This is a genomic window from Pseudomonas sp. 29 (genome assembly GCF_002754355.1).
Classification (GTDB): domain Bacteria; phylum Pseudomonadota; class Gammaproteobacteria; order Pseudomonadales; family Pseudomonadaceae; genus Aquipseudomonas; species Aquipseudomonas neuropathica.
Genome location: NZ_PEEY01000001.1, coordinates 4,819,082 through 4,843,454, shown reverse-complemented (window position 1 = coordinate 4,843,454; position 24,373 = coordinate 4,819,082). Strand labels below are relative to the sequence as shown.

The window sequence follows — 24,373 nt, the reverse complement described above, 5'->3', positions numbered from 1 at the left end:
AAGATCCGAGGTGTTGCATGTCCGAGCTGTCCAAAGCGCGCATCCCCGACGCACCCGCCATTCAGCGATTGCCCCTTTTGCAACTGATCCTGGTCGGTTTGCAACATGTTCTGCTGATGTACGGCGGTGCCATCGCGGTGCCGCTGATCATTGGACAGGCCGCAGGCCTGAGTCGTGAAGAAATTGCCTTCCTGATCAACGCCGACCTGCTGGTCGCCGGTATCGCCACCATCGTGCAATCCATGGGCATAGGCCCGATGGGCATTCGCATGCCGGTGATGATGGGCGCCAGTTTTGCTGCAGTCGGCAGCATGGTCGCCATGGCCGGCATGCCCGGTATCGGCCTGCAAGGCATCTTCGGTGCGACGATCGCTGCCGGTTTCTTCGGCATGCTCATCGCGCCGTTCATGTCCAAGGTCGTGCGCTTTTTCCCGCCGCTGGTGACCGGCACGGTCATCACCTCGATCGGTTTGTCGCTGTTCCCCGTGGCCGTGAACTGGGCCGGTGGCGGCGCCGCTGCTGCGCAATTCGGCTCACCGATTTATCTGGCCATCGCCGCTCTGGTGTTGGGCACCATCCTGCTGATCCACCGCTTCATGCGCGGTTTCTGGGTCAACATCTCAGTCCTGATCGGCATGTGCTTTGGCTATTTGTTGTGCGGTGCAATTGGCATGGTCGACCTGAGCGGCATGGCCAGCGCGCCATGGGTTCAGTTCGTCACTCCGCTGCATTTCGGCATGCCGAAATTCGAACTGGCACCGATTCTGTCGATGTGCCTGGTAGTGGTGATCATCTTTGTTGAATCCACCGGGATGTTCCTCGCGCTGGGCAAGATCACCGGCCAGGAAGTCTGCCCGCGCATGCTGCGTCGCGGCTTGCTGTGTGATGCCGGCGCCTCGTTTGTCGCTGGTTTCTTCAACACCTTCACCCACTCCTCGTTCGCGCAGAACATCGGCCTGGTGCAGATGACCGGCGTGCGCTGCCGCTCGGTAACCATCGTTGCCGGTGGCTTGCTGATCGTGTTGAGCCTGCTGCCGAAAGCGGCATTTCTGGTGGCGTCGATTCCGCCGGCGGTGCTCGGCGGCGCAGCGATTGCGATGTTCGGCATGGTCGCCGCGACCGGAATCAAGATTCTCCAGGAAGCCGACATCGGTGACCGGCGCAACCAGTTGCTGGTCGCGGTGAGCATTGGCATGGGCCTGATCCCGGTGGTGCGTCCGGAGTTTTTTGCGCATTTGCCGATGTGGATGAGCCCGATTACCCACAGCGGCATCGCCATGGCAACGCTCAGTGCGCTGACGCTGAACCTGCTGTTCAACATTCTCGGCGGCAAAGAGCGCGCGGCGATCAATGACTGCCACGCGCATTAACAGCATTACTGATTATCCCTGTGGGAGCGAGCTTGCTCGCGAGGAGGCCATGTCAGTCAACATCACTGTTGAATGACACACCGCTTTCGCGAGCAAGCTCGCTCCCACAGGGACTGTGCAACACCCTGCCTCAAACAATAAAAACAAGAGGGAGCAACAGATGATTCGCACGCAAACCAACGTTCTGTTGAGTGGCGGCCTGCTGGCCGCGAGTCAGGCCATGGCCGGCGATTTACTGCTGTGGCAGACCAACAGCCTGAGCTATCTGTACGGCAAGAATTTCGCAATCAACCCATCGATCCAGCAGACGCTGACCTTTGAGCACGCCGACAAATGGAAGTACGGCGACAACTTCCTGTTCGTCGACAAAATCTTCTACAACGGCAAGGAAGACGCGAACAAAGGCCCGCACGCGTTCTACGGTGAATTCACCCCGCGCTTCTCGTTCGGCAAGATCTTCGACCAGAAGCTCGAGTTCGGCCCGATCAAAGACGTCCTGCTGGCCATGACCTACGAATATGGCGAAGGCGACAGCGAGGCCTACCTGATCGGCCCAGGTTTCGACCTCAAGGTGCCCGGTTTCAACTACGTCACCCTGAACATCTTTCGCCGCCAGACCGAAGGCCCACGCCCCGGCGACGGCGTATGGCAGATCACCCCCGGCTGGTCCTACAGCTTTCCCCTGGGCAATTCCGATGTGCTGATCGACGGCTACCTCGATTGGGTAGTCGACAACGATGAGAACTCACGCGGCACCTACCACGCCAACCTGCACATCAATCCGCAGATCAAATATGACCTGGGCAAAGCTTTGGGCTGGAGCCAGAAGCAACTGTATGTCGGCACCGAATACAGCTATTGGAAAAATAAATATGGCATCGAAAACACGCACAACTTCGACACCAATCAGAACACCGCCAGCCTGCTGGTAAAGGTGCATTTCTAAGATGGCCCGCAACCGTGCCCCATACCTGTCGTCGGTGCTCTGTTGCGGGGCACTTGAGAGCTGGCCGAGGAGTCAGTATTCTCCGCGGCCTTCTGAATTCGGTCTAAAAAAAAGCCCGGATTTAATTCCTGACCGAAAAGCCAACATATCCCGGCCCCGGTCAGTACCGAGGCATCCCGAAAACACACTCAATCGACTGTTTTTCAGCAGCCGAGCGGGTGTTTTTTTGCTTTTCGAAAGCCTTGGCTCAGCTCTTGCTAACAGCAACGAAGCTGACCGATCGGATGAGTTTTTGCAGCAACGAAAAAAGGCGCCACACCAGAGCGCCGATCTTAAAAAAAATAACGTGGAACACCTACTTTGGGAGCAACCGAATGAAACGTATGTGCACCAGCCTGATGCTCGCGGGATCGATGTTGGCCGGCGGCCAGGCCATGGCCGAAGGCCTGCTGCAGTGGCAGAACAACAGCCTGACCTACCTCTATGGCAAGGACTTCCAGGTCAACCCGCGCATCCAGCAGACCGTCACCTTCGAGCACGCCGATGCGTGGAAGTACGGGGACAACTTCCTGTTCGTCGACAAGATCTTCTACAACGGCAAGCCTGACAGCGGCGTCGGCAACAACACGTATTACGGCGAGTTCAGCCCGCGCCTGTCGCTGGGCAAGATCCTCGACCAGAAGATCGAATTCGGCCCGATCAAAGACGTACTGCTGGCGATGACCTACGAGTTCGGTGAAGGTGATGTCGAGTCTTACCTGATCGGCCCTGGTTTCGACCTGGCCATCCCGGGCTTCGACTACTTCCAGTTGAACTTCTATCAGCGCCACACCGAAGGCCCACGTGCGGGCGACAACGTCTGGCAGATCACCCCGGTGTGGTCGTACACCATTCCGGTTGGCAACTCGAACATCCTGATCGACGGTTTCATGGACTGGGTCAGCGACAACGACGTCAACAAAAAGGGCGAGTACCACGCCAACCTGCACTTCAACCCACAGATCAAATATGACCTGGGCAAAGCGCTGCGTCTCGGCGAGAAGCAGTTGTACGTCGGTGTGGAATACGACTACTGGAAAGACAAGTACGGCATCGACGACACCGGTGCATTCAAGACCAATCAGAGCAACACCAGCTTCCTGGTGAAGTACCACTTCTGATCCGGCGGCGTCCGCAAGGACGCCTTCGCGAGCAAGCTCGCTCCCACAGTGGTTCTATGTTGAATGCGAATTCCGCATACGACGCCGAACCCTGTGGGAGCGAGCTTGCTCGCGAATGGGTTCAAACAAGATTCGAGGCGGACGCCACCGTTTCGGATATCCCGAGAAACCGGCACAGCTCCTCGCGCTTGGCCAACGCATCACGCCGCCCCAGATCAATCAACTCGCTGCAATACCCCGCCTCGAACAACAGATAACTCAACACCCCTGCCCCGCTGGTCTTGGTCGCGCCCGGTCCGCGCAAGAACAAGCGCAACGCCGCCGGCAACTCCTGGCGATGCCGTGCCGCGATTTCATCGATCGGCTGGCTCGGCGAGATCACCAGCACCTCCACCGGCGCCACACCCAACTCACGGGTCGGCGTGCCGGCGGGCATCAAATGGCTGAACTGGTTGAGACGCTGAAGTAACTCGATGTCGCTCTCCAGGCTGTCAATGAACGTGCTGTTGAGCATGTGCCCGCCAATCTGCGCCAGCGTCGGCTGTTGCCCGGTGTAGGCGCGTTCCAGCGGCTGCTGCGGATCAAACCCGCGCGGGTTGCCACTGACACCCACCACCAGCACTCGGCTCGCGCCCAGGTGCAGCGCCGGGCTGATCGGTGCGGATTGCCGCACCGCGCCGTCGCCAAAATATTCATCGCCGAGTTTGACCGGCGCGAACAGCAACGGGATCGCCGAACTGGCGAGCAGGTGCTCCACCGTCAGTTCCGTCGGCACGCCAATGCGCCGATGGCGTAACCATGAATCGATCTTGCCGCCGCCCTGATAGAACGTCACCGCTTGCCCGGATTCGTAGCCGAACGCCGTCACCGCCACCGCATGCAATTGCTTGCGCGCGATCGATTCGGCGATACCGGGCATGTGCAGTTTTTCATTTAGCAGAGCGCGCAGCGGCGAACTGTTGAGCAGCGCCACCGGCAGTTGCCGACCGAGGCCGAGCAGGCTGTGGCTGACAAAACGGCTGGCCTGACGGATAACCCCGGGCCAGTCACTGCGCAGCACGCGATCGCTGCGAAAGCCCTGCCAGAACAAGGTCAGGCGTTCGATGGCGGCGCGAAAGTCGCTAGCGCCACTGGCGAGGCTGACGGCGTTGATCGCCCCGGCCGAGGTGCCGACGATCACCGGAAACGGATTGTCCGCACCCAACGGCAGCAATTCGGCAATCGCCGCCAACACGCCCACCTGATACGCCGCCCGAGCCCCGCCGCCGGAAAGAATCAAACCTGTGACCGGTTCAGCTGGGCTCATCGCAACACTCCATGGTGCTTGAAAGGATGGGAGAATCAACCGCGTTTGGCGTACAGCTTCGGCTCGCCCGGTGGACGGCTCTTGAAGCGCCGATGCGCCCACAGGTACTGCTCGGGGCAGGCACGCAACGCACTCTCGACCCACTGATTGATGCGGATGCAGTCGGCTTCTTCGGTTTCGCCGGGGAAATCTTCCAGCGGCGGATGAATCACCAAGCGATAACCGCTGCCGTCGGCCAGACGCTCCTGGGTGAACGGCACGACCAGCGCCTTGCCCAGACGCGCAAATTTCGTCGTCGCTGTCACAGTCGCCGCCTGAATGCCGAACAGCGGCACGAAAATGCTCTGCTTGGCGCCATAGTCCTGATCCGGCGCATACCAGATCGCGCGACCGGAGCGCAGCAGCTTGAGCATGCCGCGCACGTCGTCACGCTCCACGGCCAGCGAGTCGAGATTGTGCCGCTCGCGACCGCGACGCTGGACGAAGTCGAACAGCGGGTTTTTGTGTTCGCGGTACATGCCATCAATCGTGTGCTGCTGACCGAGCAACGCCGCGCCGATTTCCAGTGTGGTGAAATGCGCGGCCATCAGAATCACGCCTTTGCCTTCGCGCTGGGCCTTTTGCAAATGCTCCAGGCCTTCAACGTGGGCCAGCTTGGCCAGACGCTCGCGCGACCACCACCAGCTCATGGCCATTTCAAAAAAGGCGATACCGGTGGAGGCGAAATTTTCCTTGAGCAGGCGTTTGCGCTCAGCGGCGGATTTTTCCGGGAAGCACAGTTCAAGATTGCGCTTGGCGATGCGCCGCCGGTCGCCGGCCACGCGATACATCAACGCACCCAAAACACGACCGATGGTCAGCAAGACCGGATACGGCAACTGGACGATCAGCCACAAAAGCCCCAGACCGCACCAGAGCGGCCAGAAGCGTGGCGATAAAAAGGCTGTTCGAAAACGCGGGCGATCCATTAAAGCTTCCGTAAATGCAGTGGCCGCGCATTCTACATCGTTCGACCCGGCTTGCGGCCTGCGGGCGTTCTCGTTATAAGTCTCGGCACTTTTAGTGACAAGCCGTTGTATGCCGACATGAGCCAAACCGAACCGTTAGACCAAGATCCCGTATTCCAGCTCAAGGGCAGCATGCTGGCCATTACTGTGCTGGAACTGGCCCGTAACGACCTCGAAAGCCTCGATCGGCAATTGGCCGCCAAAGTTGCCCAGGCGCCGAACTTCTTCAGCAACGCGCCGCTGGTTCTGGCGCTGGACAAACTGCCGCCGAGCGAAGGCGCCGTCGATCTGCCAGGCCTGATGCGCGTCTGCCGTCAACATGGCCTGCGCACCCTGGCGATTCGCGCCAGCCGCATCGAAGATATCGCCGCCGCCATCGCTATCGACATTCCGGTGCTGCCGCCGTCGGGCGCCCGTGAACGACCGCTGGAAACACCCGAAGCCGAGGTCAAAAAGAAGCCGGAAAAGCCGCCGGAGCCAACCGTCAAACCGACTCGCGTCATCACCACGCCAGTACGTGGTGGCCAACAGATATATGCCCAGGGTGGCGATTTGGTCGTGGTGTCCTCGGTCAGTCCGGGGGCGGAACTTCTCGCCGATGGCAACATCCATGTATACGGCCCGATGCGTGGTCGGGCGCTGGCCGGCGTGAAGGGTGACACCAAGGCACGGATTTTCTGTCAGCAATTGAGCGCTGAACTGATCTCCATCGCCGGTCATTACAAGGTTTCCGAAGATTTGCGCCGCGACCCTATGTGGGGCTCGGGCGTACAGGTCAGCCTGTCGGGCGACGTGTTGAACATCATTCGGCTTTAACGGATACTGCCGCATTTTCCAAGCATCTCTAAAACGTAGCGAAAACGGCTCAAACGAAGTAGGAAAAAGGCTCAATGCCGAATTCCAGCCAAGGCTGTCCGACTGCAGTAGTTTTCAAGAGATGTTTTTCAGGGGCTAAAAAGTCCTTCTTCCTTAGGGGTGAAACACCTTGGCCAAGATTCTCGTGGTTACATCCGGCAAGGGTGGTGTGGGTAAGACCACCACCAGCGCCGCTATCGGTACCGGCCTCGCTCTGCGCGGCCACAAAACAGTGATCGTCGACTTCGACGTGGGCTTGCGTAACCTTGACCTGATCATGGGTTGCGAGCGCCGCGTGGTGTATGACTTCGTCAACGTGGTCAACGGCGAAGCCAACCTGCAACAAGCGCTGATCAAAGACAAGCGCCTGGAAAACCTCTACGTACTGGCCGCCAGTCAGACCCGCGACAAAGACGCGCTGACTGTCGAAGGCGTGGAAAAAGTCCTGATGGAGCTCAAGGAACAATTCGAGTTCGTCGTCTGCGACTCCCCGGCGGGCATCGAGAAAGGTGCTCACCTGGCCATGTACTTCGCTGATGAAGCGATCGTCGTGACCAACCCGGAAGTGTCCTCGGTACGAGATTCGGACCGCATGCTGGGCCTGCTGGCCAGCAAATCGCGCCGCGCCGAACGTGGCGAAGACCCGATCAAGGAACACTTGCTGATCACTCGCTACCATCCAGAGCGTGTTGAAAAGGGCGAAATGCTGGGCGTTGAAGACGTCAAGGAAATCCTCTCGGTAACCCTGCTCGGCGTGATCCCGGAATCCCAGGCGGTGCTCAAGGCATCCAACCAGGGCGTCCCGGTGATTCTCGACGACCAGAGCGATGCCGGTCAGGCCTACAGCGATACCGTCGACCGTTTGCTGGGCAAAGAAAAAGCCCACCGTTTCCTCGATGTCGAGAAGAAGGGATTCTTCGAGCGCCTGTTTGGAGGTAGGTAATGAACCTTTTTGACTTCTTTCGTGCCAACAAAAAGCCAAGTACCGCCTCGGTAGCGAAAGAGCGTCTACAGATCATCGTGGCGCATGAGCGGGGCCAGCGCAGCACGCCGGATTACTTGCCAGCCTTGCAGAAGGAACTGGTCGACGTGATCCGCAAGTACGTCAACATCGGCAACGACGACGTACATGTTGCACTGGAAAGCCAGGGCAGTTGCTCGATTCTGGAACTCAACATCACCCTGCCTGATCGCTGAGTCGATCCGGCAGGTACGACGGCGGTTCAGGGCCATCCCCATGCGGGATGGCCCTGAACCGCCGTTGGCATTTGTTACGAGGCTGTTTTAATGCCGCTGTCCAACATCCGCATCATCCATCAGGACGCCGCCGTGCTGGTGGTCGACAAACCGACGTTGCTGCTCTCGGTGCCTGGTCGCGCCGACGACAACAAGGATTGCCTGATTACCCGCCTGCAGGAAAACGGCTACCCCGAAGCGCGCATCGTCCATCGCCTGGACTGGGAAACCTCCGGCATCATTTTGCTGGCGCGTGATGCCGATACGCATCGCGAACTGTCCCGGCAGTTTCATGACCGCGAAACTGAAAAGGCCTACACCGCACTGGCCTGGGGTCAGCCGGAACTGGACAGTGGCAGCATCGATTTGCCCTTGCGTTACGACCCGCCGACCAAACCGCGCCATGTCGTCGACCACGAATTCGGCAAGCATGCGCTGACCTTCTGGCGTGTGCTGGAGCGTTGCGGCGACTGGTGCCGCGTTGAGCTGACACCGATCACCGGCCGCTCGCATCAGTTGCGCGTGCACATGCTGTCGATCGGGCATCCGCTGCTCGGTGATGGCCTCTACGCCCACGAGCAGGCGCTGGCGGCATGGCCACGCCTGTGCCTGCACGCGAGCATGCTCAGCTTCACCCATCCGCAAACCGGCGAACGCCTGCGTTTCGAGTGCCCTGCGCCGTTCTGACAAGCACCACCGAACCCATGTGGGAGCGAGCAGGCTCGCTCCCACATGGGTTCGGTGCAGATTCAATTCCCCGGCCGATGCGTTAAACTCCCGCCCACTGCTGTCTGGAGTTTCTTATGCGCGAAGAGTTGAACCAAGGCCTGATCGACTTTCTCAAGGCCTCCCCTACCCCGTTCCACGCCACCGCCAGTCTGGTGCAGCGTCTGGAGGCTGCCGGTTTCGTGCGCCTCGACGAGCGCGAGCCATGGACCACCGAGCCGAACGGCCGCTATTACGTCACCCGTAACGACTCCTCGATCGTCGCGATCAAAATGGGCCGCACCTCGCCACTGCACGGCGGTATCCGCTTGGTTGGCGCGCACACCGACAGCCCGTGCCTGCGGGTCAAGCCGCAACCGGAACTGCAGCGTCAGGGCTTCTGGCAACTGGGTGTTGAAGTCTACGGCGGTGCCCTCCTGGCGCCGTGGTTCGACCGTGATCTATCGCTGGCCGGCCGCGTGACCTTCCGCCGCGACGGCAAAGTCGAAAGCCAGTTGATCGACTTCAAGGCGCCAATCGCGATCATTCCCAACCTGGCCATTCACCTCAACCGTGAAGCCAATCAGGGCTGGGCGATCAACGCGCAGACCGAACTGCCACCGATCCTCGCACAATTCGCCGGTGACGAGCGCGTCGACTTCCGCGCCGTGCTCACCGATCAACTGGCCCGCGAACATGGCTTGAACGCCGACGTCGTGCTCGATTACGAGTTGAGTTTCTACGACACGCAAAGCGCTGCAGTGATCGGCCTCAACGGCGACTTCATAGCCGGCGCGCGCCTCGATAACCTGCTGTCGTGCTACGCCGGCCTGCAAGCCTTGCTGACCGCCGAAACCGACGAAACCTGCGTGCTGGTGTGCAACGACCACGAAGAAGTCGGTTCCTGCTCGGCCTGCGGCGCCGATGGCCCGATGCTCGAACAAACCCTGCGTCGTCTGCTGCCGGAAGGTGACGAGTTCGTCCGCACCATCCAGAAGTCCCTGCTGGTCTCGGCCGACAACGCCCACGGCGTGCACCCCAACTACGCGGAAAAGCACGATGCCAACCACGGCCCGAAACTCAACGCCGGCCCGGTGATCAAGGTCAACAGCAACCAGCGCTACGCCACCAACAGCGAAACCGCCGGGTTCTTCCGCCATCTGTGCATGGCCGAAGAAGTGCCGGTACAGAGCTTCGTGGTGCGCAGCGACATGGGTTGCGGCTCGACCATCGGCCCGATCACCGCCAGCCACCTCGGTGTGCGCACTGTCGACATCGGCCTGCCGACCTTCGCCATGCACTCGATCCGCGAACTGTGCGGCAGCCATGACCTGGCGCATCTGGTCAAAGTGCTCAGCGCGTTCTACGCCTGCCGCGAATTACCCTAAAAGCTTAAAAGCTTCGCAAGCAGGTCGAATCGTCGCACCGTCGCTCCCACAGTTTGAAATGCATTCCAATGTGGGAGCGAGCCTGCTCGCGAAAGCGTCAGTTCAGGCAGCACAAATTTCATTTTGAAACCGGCTCAACTCTGATACACGTCAGAACAGCTCAAGCAAAACCGACCTAGACTTACATCATTCATTTCGACAAGGCAGTCTCCATGATCTCGATGTCTTCGTTCCACGCCATGCTCATTCCCATCCTGTGCGGAATGATCCTGCTGGCGATCGGTTTCAACTTCCGTGACAAGAACGCCGGCGTGTTCGCCATGTGGGTCGGCATGCTGATGATCCTCGCCACGGTGGTGTACAAGATCCTCGCCAAACTCAACGAATAAATCCGCGCCCGGCTCGCATTGAATGGGTGGGCCTCGTACACTCCAGCGAATCCGCCCCTTGCGAGGTTGACCGCCTAGTGTTCGCTCGTCTTTTTGCTTTGCCCAGTTTGTTCCTTGTCTGCCTGATGGCACTGCTGCCGATGGCGCCCGCCCACGCGGTCGGCTTGCCTGGTCTGCTCAACACCAACAAGGCCCAGCCAGAAGCCCAGGAACCGCTCGGCCAGTCCCTCGACGAAGTCATCAAGTCGCTGGAAAACGACAAGCAACGCGCGCAACTGCTGACCGACCTGAAAAAGCTGCGCGACGCCACCAAAAAGGCCCAGGCCAGCCCCGAAGAAGGCGTACTCGGCCTGATCGGCGGGACCCTCGCCAACTTCGAAAAGCAATTCACCGGTGCCGACAGCCCGCTCAACCGCTGGGGCAACGAGTTCGACCTGGCCAAGGACGAACTGAGCGCGATGCTGCTACCGGCCAACGAGTGGCTGCCGATCATTTTCGGTTTCGCCATGATCCTGATGGTCTGGAGCCTGCTCGCCGCCGCGCTGATCTGGCTCAGTCACCGGGTACGCATGCGCTTCGGCCTCACCGAAGAACTGCCGCAACACCCCAAAGCCCTCGACATGCTGCGCTTTGCATTACGCAAGCTCGGGCCATGGCTGATCGCGTTGGTAATGACCGTCTACATGAGCTACGCGCTACCGTCGTCGCTAGGCAAAAGCCTGGCGATGGTGCTGGCCTATGCGTTGGTGGTCGGCACCTGTTTCTCGGCGATCTGCGTGATCGCGTTTTCCCTGCTCGACGGCCCGCACCGCCATCGTGCGCTGTACATCCTGCGTCATCAGGCGTTCCGGCCGCTGTGGCTGATCGGCAGCTTCGCCGCGTTCGGTGAAGCGTTGAACGATCCGCGCCTGATCGAAAGCCTCGGCGTGCATCTGGCCCACACCGCTGCAACCATCGCCAATGTCCTCGCGGCAATCTCGACCGGCCTGTTTATCCTGCGTTTCCGCCGGCCGATCGCGCACTTGATTCGCAACCAGCCGCTGTCACGACGCCTGACCCGCCGTGCCCTCAGCGATACCATCGAAATCCTCGGCACCTTCTGGTACGTGCCGGCGCTGGTGCTGGTCGGCATCTCGCTGTTCGCCACGTTCGTCTCCGCCGGCGACACCAGCACCGCACTGCGCCAGTCGCTGATCTGCACGGTTTTGCTGGTGTTGTGCATGGTGATCAACGGCCTCGTGCGCCGCCACTCACTGAAACCGCAACGCGGGCCGAAACGCCACGCGCTGTACTCCGAACGCCTGAAAAACTTCTTCTACACCCTCGCGCACCTGCTGGTCTGGCTAGTCTTTATCGAACTCGGCCTGCGCGTCTGGGGCCAGTCGTTGATCGGTTTCGCCGAAGGTGAGGGGCATGATGTCAGCGTCAAACTGTTCAGCCTGATCGGCACACTGATTTTCTCCTGGCTGATCTGGATCCTCGCCGACACCGCCGTGCACCACGCCCTGACCCGCTCGCGCAAAGGCCTGGCCAATGCGCGGGCGCAGACGATGATGCCGCTGATCCGCAACGTGCTGTTCGTGGCGATCTTCATCATTGCGCTGATCGTCGCGCTGGCCAACATGGGCATGAACGTCACGCCACTGCTGGCCGGTGCCGGTGTGATCGGTCTGGCCATCGGTTTCGGTGCGCAGTCGCTGGTCGCGGACCTGATCACCGGTCTGTTCATCATCATCGAAGACTCGCTGGCCATCGACGACTACGTCGACGTCGGCGGCCACCTCGGCACTGTCGAAGGCCTGACCATCCGCACCGTGCGCCTGCGCGATATCGACGGCATCGTCCACACCATCCCGTTCAGCGAAATCAAAAGCATCAAGAACTACTCGCGGGAGTTCGGTTACGCGATCTTCCGCGTGGCGGTGCCGTACAACATGGAAATCGACGACGCGATCAAACTGATGCGCGAAGTCGGCCAGAAGATGCGCACCGATCCGCTGCAACGGCGCAACATCTGGTCGCCGCTGGAGATTCAGGGCGTCGAAAGTTTCGAATCCGGCAGCGCGATCCTGCGCGCCCGGTTCAAGACCGCGCCGATCAAACAATGGGAAGTGTCCCGAGCCTTCAATCTATCGCTCAAACGCCACCTCGACGAAGCCGGACTCGATCTGGCGACGCCGCGCATGAGCGTGCAAGTGATCACTGCCGGTGGCGGCCAGCCGAAGGAATAGCACTCAGGCACGCGGTTGCAGTCACAGGCAGGGAAGCCCGACAACAATAAGCAAGGAGAACCCGATGCAACTGACGCGCATTGCCCAAGCCGTTCTACTCAGCCTGTTCGCCAGCAACGCTGGCGCCGCGACGCTGGAAAGCACCCGCACAACGATCGCCGAACAAGCGCAAAAGCTCGAGCCCGAACTGCTGGAAACCCGCCGCGATATCCATGCCCACCCGGAACTCGGCAACACGGAAAAACGCACCGCAGACCTGGTCGCCAAACAACTCAAAGCCATGGGCCTGGAAGTCAAAACCGGCGTCGCCCGCACCGGTGTAGTCGCCGTCCTCAAAGGCGCCCTGCCCGGCCCGACCGTGGCCCTGCGCGCCGACATGGACGCGCTGCCGGTCAAGGAAGTCTCCGACCTGCCGTTTGCCTCGAAAGCCAAAGGCACCTACCTCGACAAAGAAGTCGACGTCATGCATGCCTGCGGCCACGACGCCCACACCGCGATCCTGCTCAGTACGGCGAAAATTCTTACGGGCATGCGCGACACCCTGCCCGGCACCGTGGTGTTCTACTTCCAGCCTACCGAAGAAGGCCCAAGCGACTTCATCCCCGACGGCAAAAACACTTGGGGCGCGAAAATGATGGTCGAGGAAGGCGTGATGAAATCACCGAAACCCGATGCGGTCTTCGGCCTGCACGTCTGGGCCGGTGTCCCCGCCGGCCAGATCGCCTACCGCCCCGGCGCGACCCTCGCCAGCTCCGACGACCTGCGCATCAAAATCCTCGGCAAACAGACCCACGCCGGCCGCCCATGGGACGGCATCGACCCGATCACCGTCGGCGCGCAAACCATCGTCGGCCTGCAAACCGTAGTCAGCCGCCGCACCGATATCTCGTCTTATCCGTCAGTGGTCAGCGTCGGCACCATCAACGGCGGGACGCGCTACAACATCATTCCCGAATCCGTCGACATGACCGGCACGATCCGCTCCTACGACTACGGCATCCGCCAGAAACTGCACGCCGACGTCCGCCAGACCGTGGAAAAAATCGCCGAAAGCGGCGGCGCCAAAGCCGACGTCACCATCATCGAAAAATACGACCCGACCATCAACAACCCGGCACTGACGGAAAAAATGCTGCCGACGTTGAAGTGGGCGGCCAAGGATGATGTGGTGAATGCACCGCTGGTGGGTGGCGCGGAAGACTTCTCGTTCTTTGCCAAGGAAGTGCCGGGACTGTTTGTGTTTCTCGGCGTGACGCCAAGAGACCAGGACATGAGCAAGGCAGCGCCGAATCACAATCCGGGGTTCTTTGTCGATGAGTCGGCGCTGGTGGTAGGCGTGAGAACATTGGCCTCGTTGGCGACGGATTATCTGTATGCCAATGCGGGGGCGGGCAAGTAGGAATGAGGTGACTGTGGGGGCGTCTTCGCGAGCAAGCTCGCTCCCACATTTGGACCGTGTACAGCCTGCCAGAAACAGGTCGGCTGTCAGGGCGCCATCGCTGGCAGGTCGAACCGTCGCACCGCAGCGCCCACAGTTTTAATTTGCGAACACCCATGCGGCAAAGCCGCCCCACTCAACACAATGAGCGTTAGCTCGAGTACCGCTTTTGATCTTGATCCACGGGCGACGTCGGAAGGCTGAGTGGAGGGATTGATCCGGGCGTGGGAGCGCAGCGACCGTTTGGCGCAGCCAAACACAGCGAGAGAAGGTGCAGCGAAGCAAACCGTAGACGCTGCGCCCGGATCGATCCCGCAGCGAAGGAACCCCGAGCCTCAGCGAGCGGGCCGCACGTAGGAGCAAGCGTTTTTTTGCTTACTTTTTTTAGGCGTTTGTAAAAAAAGTGAGTCGCCGTAAGGGCGAAACCCTAAGCCGCCGTTACCGCAGCAACGGATATGCCCCCAAAACGATCAAACAACATCAACCCCAACGTGAATCGCATCATGCCGCCAAAACTCCAGATCACAATCAATCAACCGCTCATGCTGATCATAATTGACCCGAGCAATCCGCAACCCCGGACTCCCCACCGACACCCTTAAAGCCGCCGCCGCATCCACAGACAATGACGTAGGCACAATCTCGAAGCGCACCCGCCCATAGTGCAAATCGTAATGCCGCGCATACAACTCGGTGATCGACTGATTCAAATCAAACTCAAGAATCCCCGGAAAAAACTGCGGATTCAAATAATGCTCCACATACAACACCAACCGCCCATCAATGCGCCGCGACCGGCAAATCTGAATCACGCTCGACAACGCCGGCAACTGCAACCACGCACACACCGCCGCCGACGCCGGCTGCAACCGTGCCGAAATAACCTCGGTCGACGGCACCCGCCCTTGCGCACTGACCATCGCGTGAAAGTGACTGCGCTGCATCAGGTTATAGGCCAGACGCGGCGGCGAGACGAACCAGCCACGGCGCTCCTCACGATAAATCTGCCCCTGCGCCTCCAGTTGCAGCAACGCCTCTCGCACAGTAATCCGCGTCGTACCGAACAACTCACTGAGCTTGCGCTCGGCCGGCAACTTGCTGCCCGCCGCCAGCAACCCGTGATCGAGCTGCTCTTGCAGCACCTGGCCAATCGCTGTCACCGCTTTTGTTGCCTCATCGCGCATCAACGTTACCTATCTGGACTAGACCAGCACTGTTTCGGGGCAAAACTGCACGGCGATCAAGCCGTTTCCTGATGTTGCAAGCCTAGGCAGTGCAGATGACCAAGAGATGACAAAACTACCGAACGGTCGTCTTCACGACTTGCAATACATCGGCCAAGTCCCTTGCTCTCCGGGCCTTTGGGCATGGTCTACGCTTATCTGGCAGCCGCCAATACCGGGCAAATAAAAGGCCTGACACAAGGCCACCGACATCAAAGTGTCATCCAGCCCCCTTAAATTGGCTCAGGTATTGCTGACCTAGACCAACACACACCGCAATCGCAGCGTTGAACACGACCAAGGAGCTTCGGAATGAAACAGCTTTTCCTGGCAACACTGTTAGGCTCGACCATTGCAATGTGCACCTCCGCCATGGCGGCCGGCACCGATCTGAAAACCCTCGAAGCCGCTGCGAAAGCGGAAGGCGCCGTCAACAGCGTCGGCATGCCCGATGACTGGGCCAACTGGAAAGGCACCTGGGAAGACCTGGCCAAAACCTATGGCCTGAAGCACATCGACACCGACATGAGCTCGGCCCAGGAAATCGCCAAGTTCGCCGCCGAAAAAGACAACGCCACTGCCGATATCGGCGACGTCGGTGCTGCCTTCGGCCCGATCGCGGTCAAGCAAGGCGTGGTGCAACCGTACAAGCCAAGCACCTGGGATCAGGTTCCGGACTGGGCCAAGGACAAGGACGGCAACTGGGCACTGGCCTACACGGGCACCATCGCGTTTATCGTTAACAAGAAGCTGCTGCACGGCTCCGAAGTGCCAACCAAATGGGCTGACCTCAAGGGCGGCAAATACAAGGTATCCATTGGTGACGTGAGCACCGCCGCCCAAGCCGCCAACGGCGTTCTGGCTGCGGCACTGGCCAACGGTGGCGACGAGAAAAACATCAAGCCTGCGCTGCTGCTGTTCGCCGACATCGCCAAACAGGGTCGCCTGTCGATGGCCAACCCGACCATCGCCACCATGGAAAAAGGCGAGATCGAAGTCGGCGTGGTCTGGGACTTCAACGGCCTCAGCTACAAAGCCAAAATGGCCAACCCGGATGACTACGTGGTGCTGATCCCGTCCGACGGTTCGGTGATTTCCGGCTACACCACGATCATCAACAAATACGCGAAAAACCCGAACGCCGCCAAGCTGACCCGCGAATACATCTTCAGCGACGCCGGCCAGACCAACCTCGCTCGTGGCAACGCCCGCCCGATCCGCGCCGAGCACCTGCAACTGCCGGAAGACGTGAAGGCCAAGCTGCTGCCGAACGAGCAGTACAAAAAGGTCACCCCGATCAAAGACGCCGATGCGTGGGAAAAGACTTCGAAAGCCCTGCCACAGGCGTGGAACGAAGAAGTCATCGTCGAGATGAAATAAGCCTGTAGATCCCTCTTCGGGATCCGCTGGAGTTCCAAATGTGGGAGCGAGCTTGCTCGCGAATGCGGTTATTCATTCAGCATTGATGTTGGCTGACATGACGCCTTCGCGAGCAAGCTCGCTCCCACAAGGGATTGAGTTGATTTCGGAATATTTGAATTTCGCGGAGTTTTTGCCCCTATGAAGCACAACGTCATCCTTGTCGTGCTCGACGGTCTCAACTACGAGGTCGCACGTCACGCCATGGGGCATCTGCAGGCTTATGTTGGCGCAGGACGCGCCGCGCTCTATCAGTTGGAGTGCGAACTGCCGGCCCTGTCCCGACCGCTTTATGAATGCATCCTCACCGGCGTGCCGCCGATCGACAGCGGCATCGTCCACAACAACGTCTCGCGCTTGTCCAACCAGCGCAGCATTTATCACTACGCGCGCGACGCCGGTCTGAAAACCGCTGCGGCGGCGTATCACTGGGTCAGCGAGTTGTACAACCGCTCGCCCTTCGTCGCCGCCCGCGACCGCCACACCGACAATCTGTCGCTGCCGATCCAGCACGGGCATTTCTACTGGAGCGATCACTACCCGGATTCGCACCTGTTCGCCGACGCCGAAAACCTGCGCCTGCGCCACGATCCGAATTTCCTGCTGATCCACCCGATGAACATCGACGACGCCGGGCACAAGCACGGCCTCGACAGCTCGCAATACCGCAACAGCGCCCGCTCGGCCGACATCATCCTTGCCGACTATCTGCAAAGCTGGCTCGACGCTGGCTATCAGGTATTGGTGACCGCCGATCACGGCATGAACAACGATCGCTCGCACAACGGCCTGTTGCCGGAAGAACGCCAGGTGCCGCTGTTTGTCCTCGGTGACGCGTTCAGCCTCGACGCTGGCGCCGCACCCAAGCAGACCGAAATCTGCGGCACCGTCTGCGAATTGCTCGGCGTGCCCCACGACAAACCTGTGTGCCGGGAGTTGCTCAAGTGAACTCGATGAATCGCGGCAAATGGCTGGCGGCGCTGTGCCTGGTGCCCTTCGCGCTGTTCTTTATCGTCTTTGAAATCGCCCCGCTGGTCTGGGTGATGATCAACAGCTTGCAATCGGAAGAGTTCGGCTGGGGTTTGGCCAACTTCAGCAAGATCTTCAGCTCGAAGTTCTATTTGCAGGCGATCCAGTACAGCCTCGAAATCAGTTTCTGGTCGAGCGTGTTCGGCATCGTCATCGCCGTTCTCGGTGCCTACTCCCTGCGTCGGGTCGATTCGAAACTGCGCAACTTCGTGAATGCCTTTGCCAACATGACCAGCAACTTCGCCGGTGTGCCTTTGGCGTTCGCGTTCATCATCCTGCTCGGTTTCAACGGCAGCATCACCATCATGTTGAAGCAGTCGGGGATCATTCAGGACTTCAACCTGTACTCGAAAACCGGCCTGATCATCCTCTATACCTACTTCCAGATTCCCCTCGGCGTGCTGCTGCTCTACCCAGCCTTTGACGCCTTGCGTGAAGACTGGCGCGAGTCCGCTGCGCTGCTTGGCGCCAACGGCTGGCAGTTCTGGCGGCACATCGGTTTGCCAGTGCTGACCCCGGCGCTGCTCGGTACATTCGTGATCCTGCTGGCCAACGCCCTCGGTGCCTACGCCACGGTGTACGCGTTAACCACCGGCAACTTCAACGTGCTGCCGATCCGGATTGCGGCGATGGTCTCCGGCGACATTTCCCTCGACCCGAATCTGGCCAGCGCTCTGGCCGTGGTGCTGGTGGCGCTGATGACCATCGTCACTGTCGTGCATCAACTGCTGTTGAAGAGGAGCTACCATGTCTCGCGCTGAATCCGGCCCGGCCGGCCTCTACCACCGCGTCGTGGTTTATCTGTTGTTCGCCATACTCTTGCTGCCACTCGTGGGCACGCTGGTTTATTCGATCGCCAGCAGTTGGTCAGCGACCATCCTGCCCAGCGGTTTCACCTTCAAGTGGTACATCCAGTTGTGGAGCGATCCACGTTTCCTGCACGCCTTCGGTCAATCGTTGCTGGTCTGCGTCGGCGCACTGGTGCTTTCAGTGGTGCTGATCCTGCCGCTGCTGTTCGTGGTGCATTACCACTTTCCGAAACTCGATGCGCTGATGAACATCCTCATCCTGCTGCCCTTCGCGGTGCCGCCGGTGGTGTCGTCGGTGGGACTGTTGCAACTTTACGGTTCCGGGCCGATGGCCATGGTCGGTACACCGTGGATCCTGATTGGCTGCTACTTCACCGTGGCACTGCCGTTCATGTACCGGGCAATCACCAACAACCTGCAAGCGATCAACCTGCGCGACCTGATGGACGCCGCACAACTGCTCGGCGCCAGCACCTTTCAGGCGGCGTTTCTGGTGGTGCTGCCGAACCTGCGCAAAGGCCTGATGGTCGCGTTGCTGCTGTCGTTCTCGTTCCTGTTCGGTGAGTTCGTGTTTGCCAACATTCTGGTCGGCACGCGCTACGAAACCCTGCAGGTGTACCTGAACAACATGCGCAACAGCAGCGGCCACTTCACCAGTGCCCTGGTTATCTCATATTTCTTTTTCGTGCTGGTCCTGACCTGGATCGCCAACATCTTGAACAAGGACAAAAGCGAATGAGCTATGTCAGCGTCCAACACCTGCAGAAAAACTACGCTGGCACGACCGTGTTCAGCGACATCAATTGCGAGATCAACAAGGGCGAGTTCGTCACCCTGCTCGGCCCGTCCGGTTGCGGCAAGTCCACCCTGCTACGTTGCATCGCCGGACTGACGCCAGTCGATGGCGGCAAGATCCTGCTCGATGGTGTCGATATCGTGCCGTTGAGTCCGCAGAAACGCGGGATCGGCATGGTGTTCCAGAGCTACGCGCTGTTCCCCAACATGACCGTCGAGCAAAACGTCGCCTTCGGTTTGCGCATGCAAAAGGTCAATGCCGACGACAGCCATAAACGCGTTTCGGAAGTGTTGAAACTGGTTGAACTGAACGACTTCGCCAGCCGCTATCCGCATCAACTGTCCGGCGGCCAATGTCAGCGTGTTGCCCTTGCCCGTTCGCTGGTGACGCGTCCGCGATTGCTGCTGCTGGATGAGCCGCTGTCGGCCCTTGATGCACGAATTCGTAAACACTTGCGTGAACAGATCCGGCAGATTCAACGCGAACTCGGCCTGACGACGATTTTCGTCACCCATGATCAGGAAGAAGCGCTGACCATGTCTGACCGGATTTTCCTGATGAATCAGGGAAAAATCGTCCAGAGCGGCGATGCCGAAACCCTCTACACCGCACCGGTCGATGTGTTCGCCGCCGGCTTCATCGGCAACTACAACCTGCTTGATGCCGACGACGCATCAAAGCTGTTGCAGCGCCCGATCAACCACCGCATCGCCATTCGCCCGGAAGCCATCGAACTGAGCCTTGACGGCGAACTCGACGCGCAGATCCGCAGCCACAGCCTGCTCGGCAATGTCATCCGCTACCGGATCGAAGCGCGCGGTGTCGAACTGGTGGTGGATGTGCTCAACCGCTCGGCGGCCGATCTGCATCCCGACGGTCAGCGACTGGCACTTTCCATCGATCCAACGGCCCTGTGTGAGGTAGCCTGATGACTTTGCTGACGTTGAAGAGAGAACTGCACTGATGGCCCTGGCAATTTTTGATCTGGACGAAACGTTGATCCACGGCGACTGCGCCACCCTCTGGAGCGAGCAGATGGGGCGCCTGGGCTGGGTCGATCCCGAATCGTTCATGCGCAAGAACAACGAGCTGATGGACGCCTACAGCCATGGCAAATTGCGCATGGAAGAGTACATGGAGTTCAGCCTCGAACCGCTGATCGGCCGTACGCCAGAAGAAGTCGATCATCTGGTCGGGCCGTGGGTGGAAGACTTTATCGAACCGATCATCTTCAGCGACGCGACCAAGACCATCGCCGCCCACCGTAAGGCAGGCGACCGGATTCTGGTGATCTCGGCGTCGGGCACGCATCTGGTCAAACCGATTGCCGATCGACTGGGCATCGATGAAATTCTGGGGATCGAACTGGAAGTCGCCCATGGCGTTTACAGCGGTCACACCGTTGGCACCCTGACCTACCGCGAAGGCAAGATCACCCGTTTGCTGGAATGGCTGGATGCCGAGGAAGAAAATCTGGAAGGTGCGAGTTTCTATTCCGACTCGCGCAATGATCTGCCGTTGTTGCTGAAAGTGGATTTCCCGCACGTGGTGAATCCGGACCCAGTGCTGCTGGAACACGCCGAAAAGGCCAACTGGCCAATCCACCTCTGGAAATGACAAAGATTTAATCTGCAATTGCAGGCTGACACCCCGAACATGAGTTCGACTCGATGTGTCAGGTCGATGTACCTCGACAGAACAACTCAGTCAGTCCCCTCTCCCTTTGGGAGAGGGTTAGGGTGAGGGGCTTTTTGCCTTGGTCTCAGCTCAGACTTTCGTCAATCACCAACACCAGTTTGCCAGCCACCTTGTTGCTCGCCAGCTCCGTAAACGCCGCCTCGGCATCCTTCACCGCAAACGCCTTGGCCAACTGCGGACTCAACCGCCCTTCCGCAAACAACGGCCACACCTGCTGACCCAGATCACTCAACAGATCCGCCTTGAACTGATCGTCACGACTGCGCAACGTCGAGCCCAGCAGTTGCACACGCTTGGCCAAGACCTGCGCCAGATCCAGTTTGGCCTCACGGCCGCCCATCAAACCGATCAACACCCAGCGCCCATCGAGCGCCATCAGCTTCAGGTTCAGCGCCGAATAATTACCGCCGACCGGATCGAGAATCACATTGAACGGCCCGAAATCACGCAGGCTCTCCAGATCATCGGTGCGCACCACCCCGCCCTGCGCGCCGAGTGCTTCGCAGTAAGCCAGACGCTCGGCCGAACCGACGCTGACCCAGCACGGATTGCCGAACGCCTTGCACAACTGAATGGCGGCTGAACCGATTCCACTTGCGCCGGCATGCAGGAGAACTTTCTCACCTGGTTTGAGCGCCGCAAGTTGAAACACATTCAGCCAGACTGTTGCATAAACCTCAGGCAATGCGGCGGCCTCGATCAGCGAGACGCCTTCGGGAACCGGCAGCACGTGCCGCCCGTCGACGACCACCTCTTCGGCCATCCCGCCCCCGGCCAACAAGGCGCAAACCCGATCACCGACCTGCCACGCACTCCCCGCGCCGACCTCGCTGATCACCCCGGAGCACTCAAGACCGAGCACTTGGCTGGCCCCTGGTGGTGGCGGATAAAGCCCCGCTTTCTGTAATAAATCAGCGCGATTAAGGCCCGCTGCCGCCACTCGGATGCGGACTTGTCCTACATCGCACGTAGGACTCGGCTCTTCAACCCATGCCACTTGACCGTCAACGCCTTGCAATGCCTTCACAGTGCCTCCATAGTGAGTCTGGACTGAGCCCGAAGCTGTAGCGCCGGGCTTTTTGCATTATGCGACCGGCTCTCGTAGAACCGGCGACTTCAAAGACGGCCTAATATGCGTTATCAATTGTCCCCGCGTCGAATCAGCATGAAGCATTTGCTCCCCAGCACCGCCCTCGCTCTTTTCATCGGTATCGGTTTGTTGCCGGTGTCGGGCACTACATTCGCAGCCAACAGCTGGGACAAGTTGCAGCCTGATCGCGATGAAGTCATCGCCAGCCTGAACGTCGTCGAGTTGCTCAAGCGTCACCACTACAGCAAGCCGCCGCTCGACGATGCGCGCTCGGTGATCATCTACGACAGTTACCTCAAGCTGCTGGATCCGTCGCGCAGCTACTTCATGGCCAGCGACATCACCGAATTCGACAAGTGGAAGACCCAGTTCGACGACTTCCTCAAAAGCGGCGACCTCAACGCCGGGTTCACCATCTACAAGCGCTATCTGGACCGCGTCAAGGCGCGTCTGGACTTCGCCCTTGCCGAGCTGAACAAAGGCGTCGACAAGATGGACTTCACCACCAAGGAGACCTTGCTGATTGATCGCAAGGACGCACCTTGGCTCAAATCCACCGCTGAACTCGACGACTTGTGGCGCAAACGCGTCAAGGACGAAGTGCTGCGGATGAAGATCGCCGGCAAAGAGCCGAAGCAGATCCAGGAAACCCTGACCAAGCGCTACAAGAACCAGTTGGCGCGCCTGGACCAGACCCGTCCGGAAGACATCTTCCAGGCGTACATCAACACCTTCGCCATGTCGTACGACCCGCACACCAACTATCTGTCGCCAGATAACGCGGAAAACTTCGACATCAACATGAGCCTGTCCCTCGAGGGCATCGGTGCCGTGTTGCAGAGCGACAACGACCAAGTGAAAGTCGTGCGTCTGGTGCCGGCAGGCCCGGCTGACAAGACCAAACAGGTTGCCCCGGCCGACAAGATCATCGGTGTTGCCCAAGGCAACAAAGAGATGGTCGACGTGGTCGGCTGGCGTCTGGACGAAGTGGTCAAACTGATCCGTGGTCCGAAAGGCACCGTGGTGCGTCTGGAAGTGATTCCGGCGAGCAATGCGCCGAACGACCAGACCACCAAGATCGTGCCGATCACCCGTGAAGCGGTGAAGCTCGAAGACCAGGCCGTGAAAAAGTCCATCCTCAACCTGAAACAGGACGGCAAGGACTACAAGCTCGGCGTCATCGAGATTCCAGCCTTCTACCTCGACTTCAAGGCGTTCCGCGCTGGTGATCCGGACTACAAGAGCACCACTCGCGACGTCAAGAAACTGCTGACCGAACTGCAGAAAGACAAAGTCGACGGCGTGGTCATCGACCTGCGCAACAACGGCGGCGGTTCCTTGCAGGAAGCCACCGAACTGACCAGTCTGTTTATCGACAAGGGGCCGACCGTCCTCGTGCGTAATGCCGATGGCCGTGTCGACGTCCTCGAAGATGAAAACCCGGGCGCGTTCTACAAAGGCCCGATGGCGTTGCTGGTCAACCGCTTGTCCGCCTCGGCTTCGGAGATCTTCGCCGGCGCCATGCAGGACTACCACCGCGCGCTGATCATCGGCGGCCAGACCTTCGGTAAAGGCACCGTGCAGACCATTCAGCCGCTGAACCATGGCGAACTGAAGCTGACTCTGGCCAAGTTCTACCGGGTTTCCGGTCAGAGCACCCAGCATCAGGGCGTGTTGCCGGACATCGACTACCCGTCGCTGATCGACACCAAGGAAATCGGCGAGAGCGCTCTGCCGGAAGCCATGCCGTGGGACACCATCCGCGCAGCGATCAAACCGGCGGCCGATCCGTTCAAGCCGTTCCTGGCGCAGCTCAAGTCCGAGCATGACACGCGCACCGCCAAGGATGCCGAGTTCGTGTTCATCCGTGACAAGCTGGCTCTGGCGCAGAAACTGATGGAAGAAAAAACCGTCAGCCTCAACGAAGCCGAGCGCCGTGCCCAGCACAACGACATCGATGCCAAGCAACTGACGATGGAAAACATCCGTCGCAAGGCCAAAGGCGAAGAGCCGCTCAAAGAGTTGAAGAAGGAAGACGAAGACGCCCTTGCGGCTGCTGACCCGGACAAGGTCAAACCGGAAGACGATGCCTACCTGAGCGAAACCGGGCGCGTGCTGCTGGATTACCTGAAGCTGAGCAATCAGGTGGCCAAGAAGTAAGGTGATGGCAATTTAGTGCTGACGATCCCCGGATCGTCATCAAACAGTCATCATTCTGTCGTGCAATAAAGGACTGGGAGCCATTCTCTTCATCGAGAACGCTCCCAGTCCTTTTTTT

At 59.5% G+C, this 24,373-nt stretch carries 22 protein-coding genes; 18 read left to right on the top strand and 4 right to left on the bottom strand.

Features of this window, described 5'->3' with window-relative positions; translation table 11 throughout:
• Positions 1-17 precede the first annotated feature (17 nt).
• The 3 genes from CLU80_RS22500 (at position 18) to CLU80_RS22490 (ending at position 3,476) form a co-directional block, all read left to right on the top strand.
• Positions 18-1,370: a nucleobase:cation symporter-2 family protein gene (locus CLU80_RS22500; protein ID WP_099758423.1), complete on the top strand. Its 1,353-nt coding sequence runs from the start codon at positions 18-20 to the stop codon at positions 1,368-1,370.
• A gap of 160 nt (positions 1,371-1,530) precedes the next feature.
• Positions 1,531-2,316, top strand: a complete 786-nt coding sequence (locus tag CLU80_RS22495; RefSeq protein WP_099758422.1) for an outer membrane protein OmpK — start codon at positions 1,531-1,533, stop codon at positions 2,314-2,316.
• Between the two features lie 374 nt (positions 2,317-2,690).
• Complete coding sequence (locus CLU80_RS22490; RefSeq protein ID WP_093441644.1) at positions 2,691-3,476, top strand: outer membrane protein OmpK; 786 nt, start codon at positions 2,691-2,693, stop codon at positions 3,474-3,476.
• A 121-nt stretch (positions 3,477-3,597) separates the two neighbouring features.
• Here CLU80_RS22490 and CLU80_RS22485 read toward each other — a convergent pair whose 3' ends face one another.
• Complete coding sequence (locus tag CLU80_RS22485) at positions 3,598-4,782, bottom strand: patatin-like phospholipase family protein (protein WP_093441640.1); 1,185 nt, start codon at positions 4,780-4,782, stop codon at positions 3,598-3,600.
• A gap of 35 nt (positions 4,783-4,817) precedes the next feature.
• Complete coding sequence (locus tag CLU80_RS22480; protein ID WP_093441635.1) at positions 4,818-5,750, bottom strand: lipid A biosynthesis lauroyl acyltransferase; 933 nt, start codon at positions 5,748-5,750, stop codon at positions 4,818-4,820.
• 117 nt (positions 5,751-5,867) lie between these two features.
• Between CLU80_RS22480 and minC the strand changes: the two genes are divergently transcribed.
• From minC to CLU80_RS22445, 8 genes are all read left to right on the top strand, one after another.
• Positions 5,868-6,605 carry a septum site-determining protein MinC gene (gene minC, locus CLU80_RS22475; RefSeq protein ID WP_026000431.1) on the top strand — a complete coding sequence of 246 codons (738 nt, stop codon included), beginning with the start codon at positions 5,868-5,870 and terminating at the stop codon, positions 6,603-6,605.
• 169 nt (positions 6,606-6,774) lie between these two features.
• A complete protein-coding gene (gene minD / locus CLU80_RS22470; RefSeq protein WP_007913953.1) occupies positions 6,775-7,587 on the top strand; it encodes a septum site-determining protein MinD in 813 nt (270 codons plus the stop codon).
• On the top strand, positions 7,587-7,841 hold the full coding sequence (gene minE, locus CLU80_RS22465; RefSeq protein ID WP_003223146.1) for a cell division topological specificity factor MinE: 255 nt from the start codon (positions 7,587-7,589) through the stop codon (positions 7,839-7,841). Before minD ends, minE begins: the two co-directional genes overlap by 1 nt.
• Positions 7,842-7,931: 90 nt before the next feature.
• Entirely contained in the window at positions 7,932-8,567 is a 636-nt protein-coding gene (locus CLU80_RS22460) for an RluA family pseudouridine synthase (RefSeq protein WP_007960625.1), read from the top strand.
• Positions 8,568-8,683: 116 nt separating this feature from the next.
• Positions 8,684-9,973 carry a M18 family aminopeptidase gene (locus CLU80_RS22455; protein ID WP_007919200.1) on the top strand — a complete coding sequence of 430 codons (1,290 nt, stop codon included), beginning with the start codon at positions 8,684-8,686 and terminating at the stop codon, positions 9,971-9,973.
• A gap of 212 nt (positions 9,974-10,185) precedes the next feature.
• Positions 10,186-10,362: a hypothetical protein gene (locus tag CLU80_RS30330; RefSeq protein WP_007919198.1), complete on the top strand. Its 177-nt coding sequence runs from the start codon at positions 10,186-10,188 to the stop codon at positions 10,360-10,362.
• Between the two features lie 77 nt (positions 10,363-10,439).
• On the top strand, positions 10,440-12,593 hold the full coding sequence (locus tag CLU80_RS22450) for a mechanosensitive ion channel family protein (RefSeq protein ID WP_099758421.1): 2,154 nt from the start codon (positions 10,440-10,442) through the stop codon (positions 12,591-12,593).
• Positions 12,594-12,657: 64 nt separating this feature from the next.
• Positions 12,658-13,992, top strand: coding sequence for an amidohydrolase (locus tag CLU80_RS22445; RefSeq protein ID WP_099758420.1), 1,335 nt, complete (start codon positions 12,658-12,660; stop codon positions 13,990-13,992).
• A 509-nt stretch (positions 13,993-14,501) separates the two neighbouring features.
• On the opposite strand, the gene CLU80_RS22440 is transcribed toward CLU80_RS22445, so the two are convergent.
• Positions 14,502-15,215, bottom strand: a complete 714-nt coding sequence (locus CLU80_RS22440; RefSeq protein ID WP_064121017.1) for a UTRA domain-containing protein — start codon at positions 15,213-15,215, stop codon at positions 14,502-14,504.
• A gap of 351 nt (positions 15,216-15,566) precedes the next feature.
• Between CLU80_RS22440 and CLU80_RS22435 the strand changes: the two genes are divergently transcribed.
• The 6 genes from CLU80_RS22435 (at position 15,567) to CLU80_RS22410 (ending at position 20,924) form a co-directional block, all read left to right on the top strand.
• Positions 15,567-16,634 (top strand): ABC transporter substrate-binding protein, encoded by a 1,068-nt coding sequence (locus CLU80_RS22435; protein ID WP_093441622.1) that lies wholly within the window; start codon positions 15,567-15,569, stop codon positions 16,632-16,634.
• Positions 16,635-16,814: 180 nt separating this feature from the next.
• On the top strand, positions 16,815-17,621 hold the full coding sequence (locus CLU80_RS22430) for an alkaline phosphatase family protein (protein WP_093441617.1): 807 nt from the start codon (positions 16,815-16,817) through the stop codon (positions 17,619-17,621).
• A 5-nt stretch (positions 17,622-17,626) separates the two neighbouring features.
• Complete coding sequence (locus CLU80_RS22425; RefSeq protein WP_177413149.1) at positions 17,627-18,463, top strand: ABC transporter permease; 837 nt, start codon at positions 17,627-17,629, stop codon at positions 18,461-18,463.
• A complete protein-coding gene (locus tag CLU80_RS22420) occupies positions 18,450-19,250 on the top strand; it encodes an ABC transporter permease (RefSeq protein ID WP_007916333.1) in 801 nt (266 codons plus the stop codon). Before CLU80_RS22425 ends, CLU80_RS22420 begins: the two co-directional genes overlap by 14 nt.
• Positions 19,247-20,236, top strand: a complete 990-nt coding sequence (locus CLU80_RS22415) for an ABC transporter ATP-binding protein (RefSeq protein ID WP_099758418.1) — start codon at positions 19,247-19,249, stop codon at positions 20,234-20,236. Before CLU80_RS22420 ends, CLU80_RS22415 begins: the two co-directional genes overlap by 4 nt.
• A gap of 34 nt (positions 20,237-20,270) precedes the next feature.
• Entirely contained in the window at positions 20,271-20,924 is a 654-nt protein-coding gene (locus tag CLU80_RS22410; RefSeq protein WP_099758417.1) for an HAD family hydrolase, read from the top strand.
• Positions 20,925-21,069: 145 nt separating this feature from the next.
• Here CLU80_RS22410 and CLU80_RS22405 read toward each other — a convergent pair whose 3' ends face one another.
• On the bottom strand, positions 21,070-22,032 hold the full coding sequence (locus CLU80_RS22405; protein WP_093441598.1) for a zinc-binding dehydrogenase: 963 nt from the start codon (positions 22,030-22,032) through the stop codon (positions 21,070-21,072).
• A gap of 138 nt (positions 22,033-22,170) precedes the next feature.
• Here CLU80_RS22405 and CLU80_RS22400 point away from each other — a divergent pair, with 138 nt between their 5' ends.
• The gene (locus CLU80_RS22400) at positions 22,171-24,255 is read left to right on the top strand and encodes a carboxy terminal-processing peptidase (protein ID WP_177413147.1); all 2,085 of its coding nucleotides are present in this window, start codon (positions 22,171-22,173) and stop codon (positions 24,253-24,255) included.
• The last annotated feature ends 118 nt before the right edge of the window (positions 24,256-24,373 follow it).

Coding starts and splice junctions, on each gene's coding strand:
- CLU80_RS22500 (WP_099758423.1), top strand. CDS start 18: ATGTCCGAGCTGTCCAAAGCGCGCATCCCCGACGCACCCGCCATTCAG.
- CLU80_RS22495 (WP_099758422.1), top strand. CDS start 1,531: ATGATTCGCACGCAAACCAACGTTCTGTTGAGTGGCGGCCTGCTGGCC.
- CLU80_RS22490 (WP_093441644.1), top strand. CDS start 2,691: ATGAAACGTATGTGCACCAGCCTGATGCTCGCGGGATCGATGTTGGCC.
- CLU80_RS22485 (WP_093441640.1), bottom strand. CDS start 4,782: ATGAGCCCAGCTGAACCGGTCACAGGTTTGATTCTTTCCGGCGGCGGG.
- CLU80_RS22480 (WP_093441635.1), bottom strand. CDS start 5,750: ATGGATCGCCCGCGTTTTCGAACAGCCTTTTTATCGCCACGCTTCTGG.
- minC (WP_026000431.1), top strand. CDS start 5,868: ATGAGCCAAACCGAACCGTTAGACCAAGATCCCGTATTCCAGCTCAAG.
- minE (WP_003223146.1), top strand. CDS start 7,587: ATGAACCTTTTTGACTTCTTTCGTGCCAACAAAAAGCCAAGTACCGCC.
- CLU80_RS22460 (WP_007960625.1), top strand. CDS start 7,932: ATGCCGCTGTCCAACATCCGCATCATCCATCAGGACGCCGCCGTGCTG.
- CLU80_RS22455 (WP_007919200.1), top strand. CDS start 8,684: ATGCGCGAAGAGTTGAACCAAGGCCTGATCGACTTTCTCAAGGCCTCC.
- CLU80_RS30330 (WP_007919198.1), top strand. CDS start 10,186: ATGATCTCGATGTCTTCGTTCCACGCCATGCTCATTCCCATCCTGTGC.
- CLU80_RS22445 (WP_099758420.1), top strand. CDS start 12,658: ATGCAACTGACGCGCATTGCCCAAGCCGTTCTACTCAGCCTGTTCGCC.
- CLU80_RS22440 (WP_064121017.1), bottom strand. CDS start 15,215: ATGCGCGATGAGGCAACAAAAGCGGTGACAGCGATTGGCCAGGTGCTG.
- CLU80_RS22435 (WP_093441622.1), top strand. CDS start 15,567: ATGAAACAGCTTTTCCTGGCAACACTGTTAGGCTCGACCATTGCAATG.
- CLU80_RS22430 (WP_093441617.1), top strand. CDS start 16,815: ATGAAGCACAACGTCATCCTTGTCGTGCTCGACGGTCTCAACTACGAG.
- CLU80_RS22425 (WP_177413149.1), top strand. CDS start 17,627: ATGAATCGCGGCAAATGGCTGGCGGCGCTGTGCCTGGTGCCCTTCGCG.
- CLU80_RS22420 (WP_007916333.1), top strand. CDS start 18,450: ATGTCTCGCGCTGAATCCGGCCCGGCCGGCCTCTACCACCGCGTCGTG.
- CLU80_RS22415 (WP_099758418.1), top strand. CDS start 19,247: ATGAGCTATGTCAGCGTCCAACACCTGCAGAAAAACTACGCTGGCACG.
- CLU80_RS22410 (WP_099758417.1), top strand. CDS start 20,271: ATGGCCCTGGCAATTTTTGATCTGGACGAAACGTTGATCCACGGCGAC.
- CLU80_RS22400 (WP_177413147.1), top strand. CDS start 22,171: ATGAAGCATTTGCTCCCCAGCACCGCCCTCGCTCTTTTCATCGGTATC.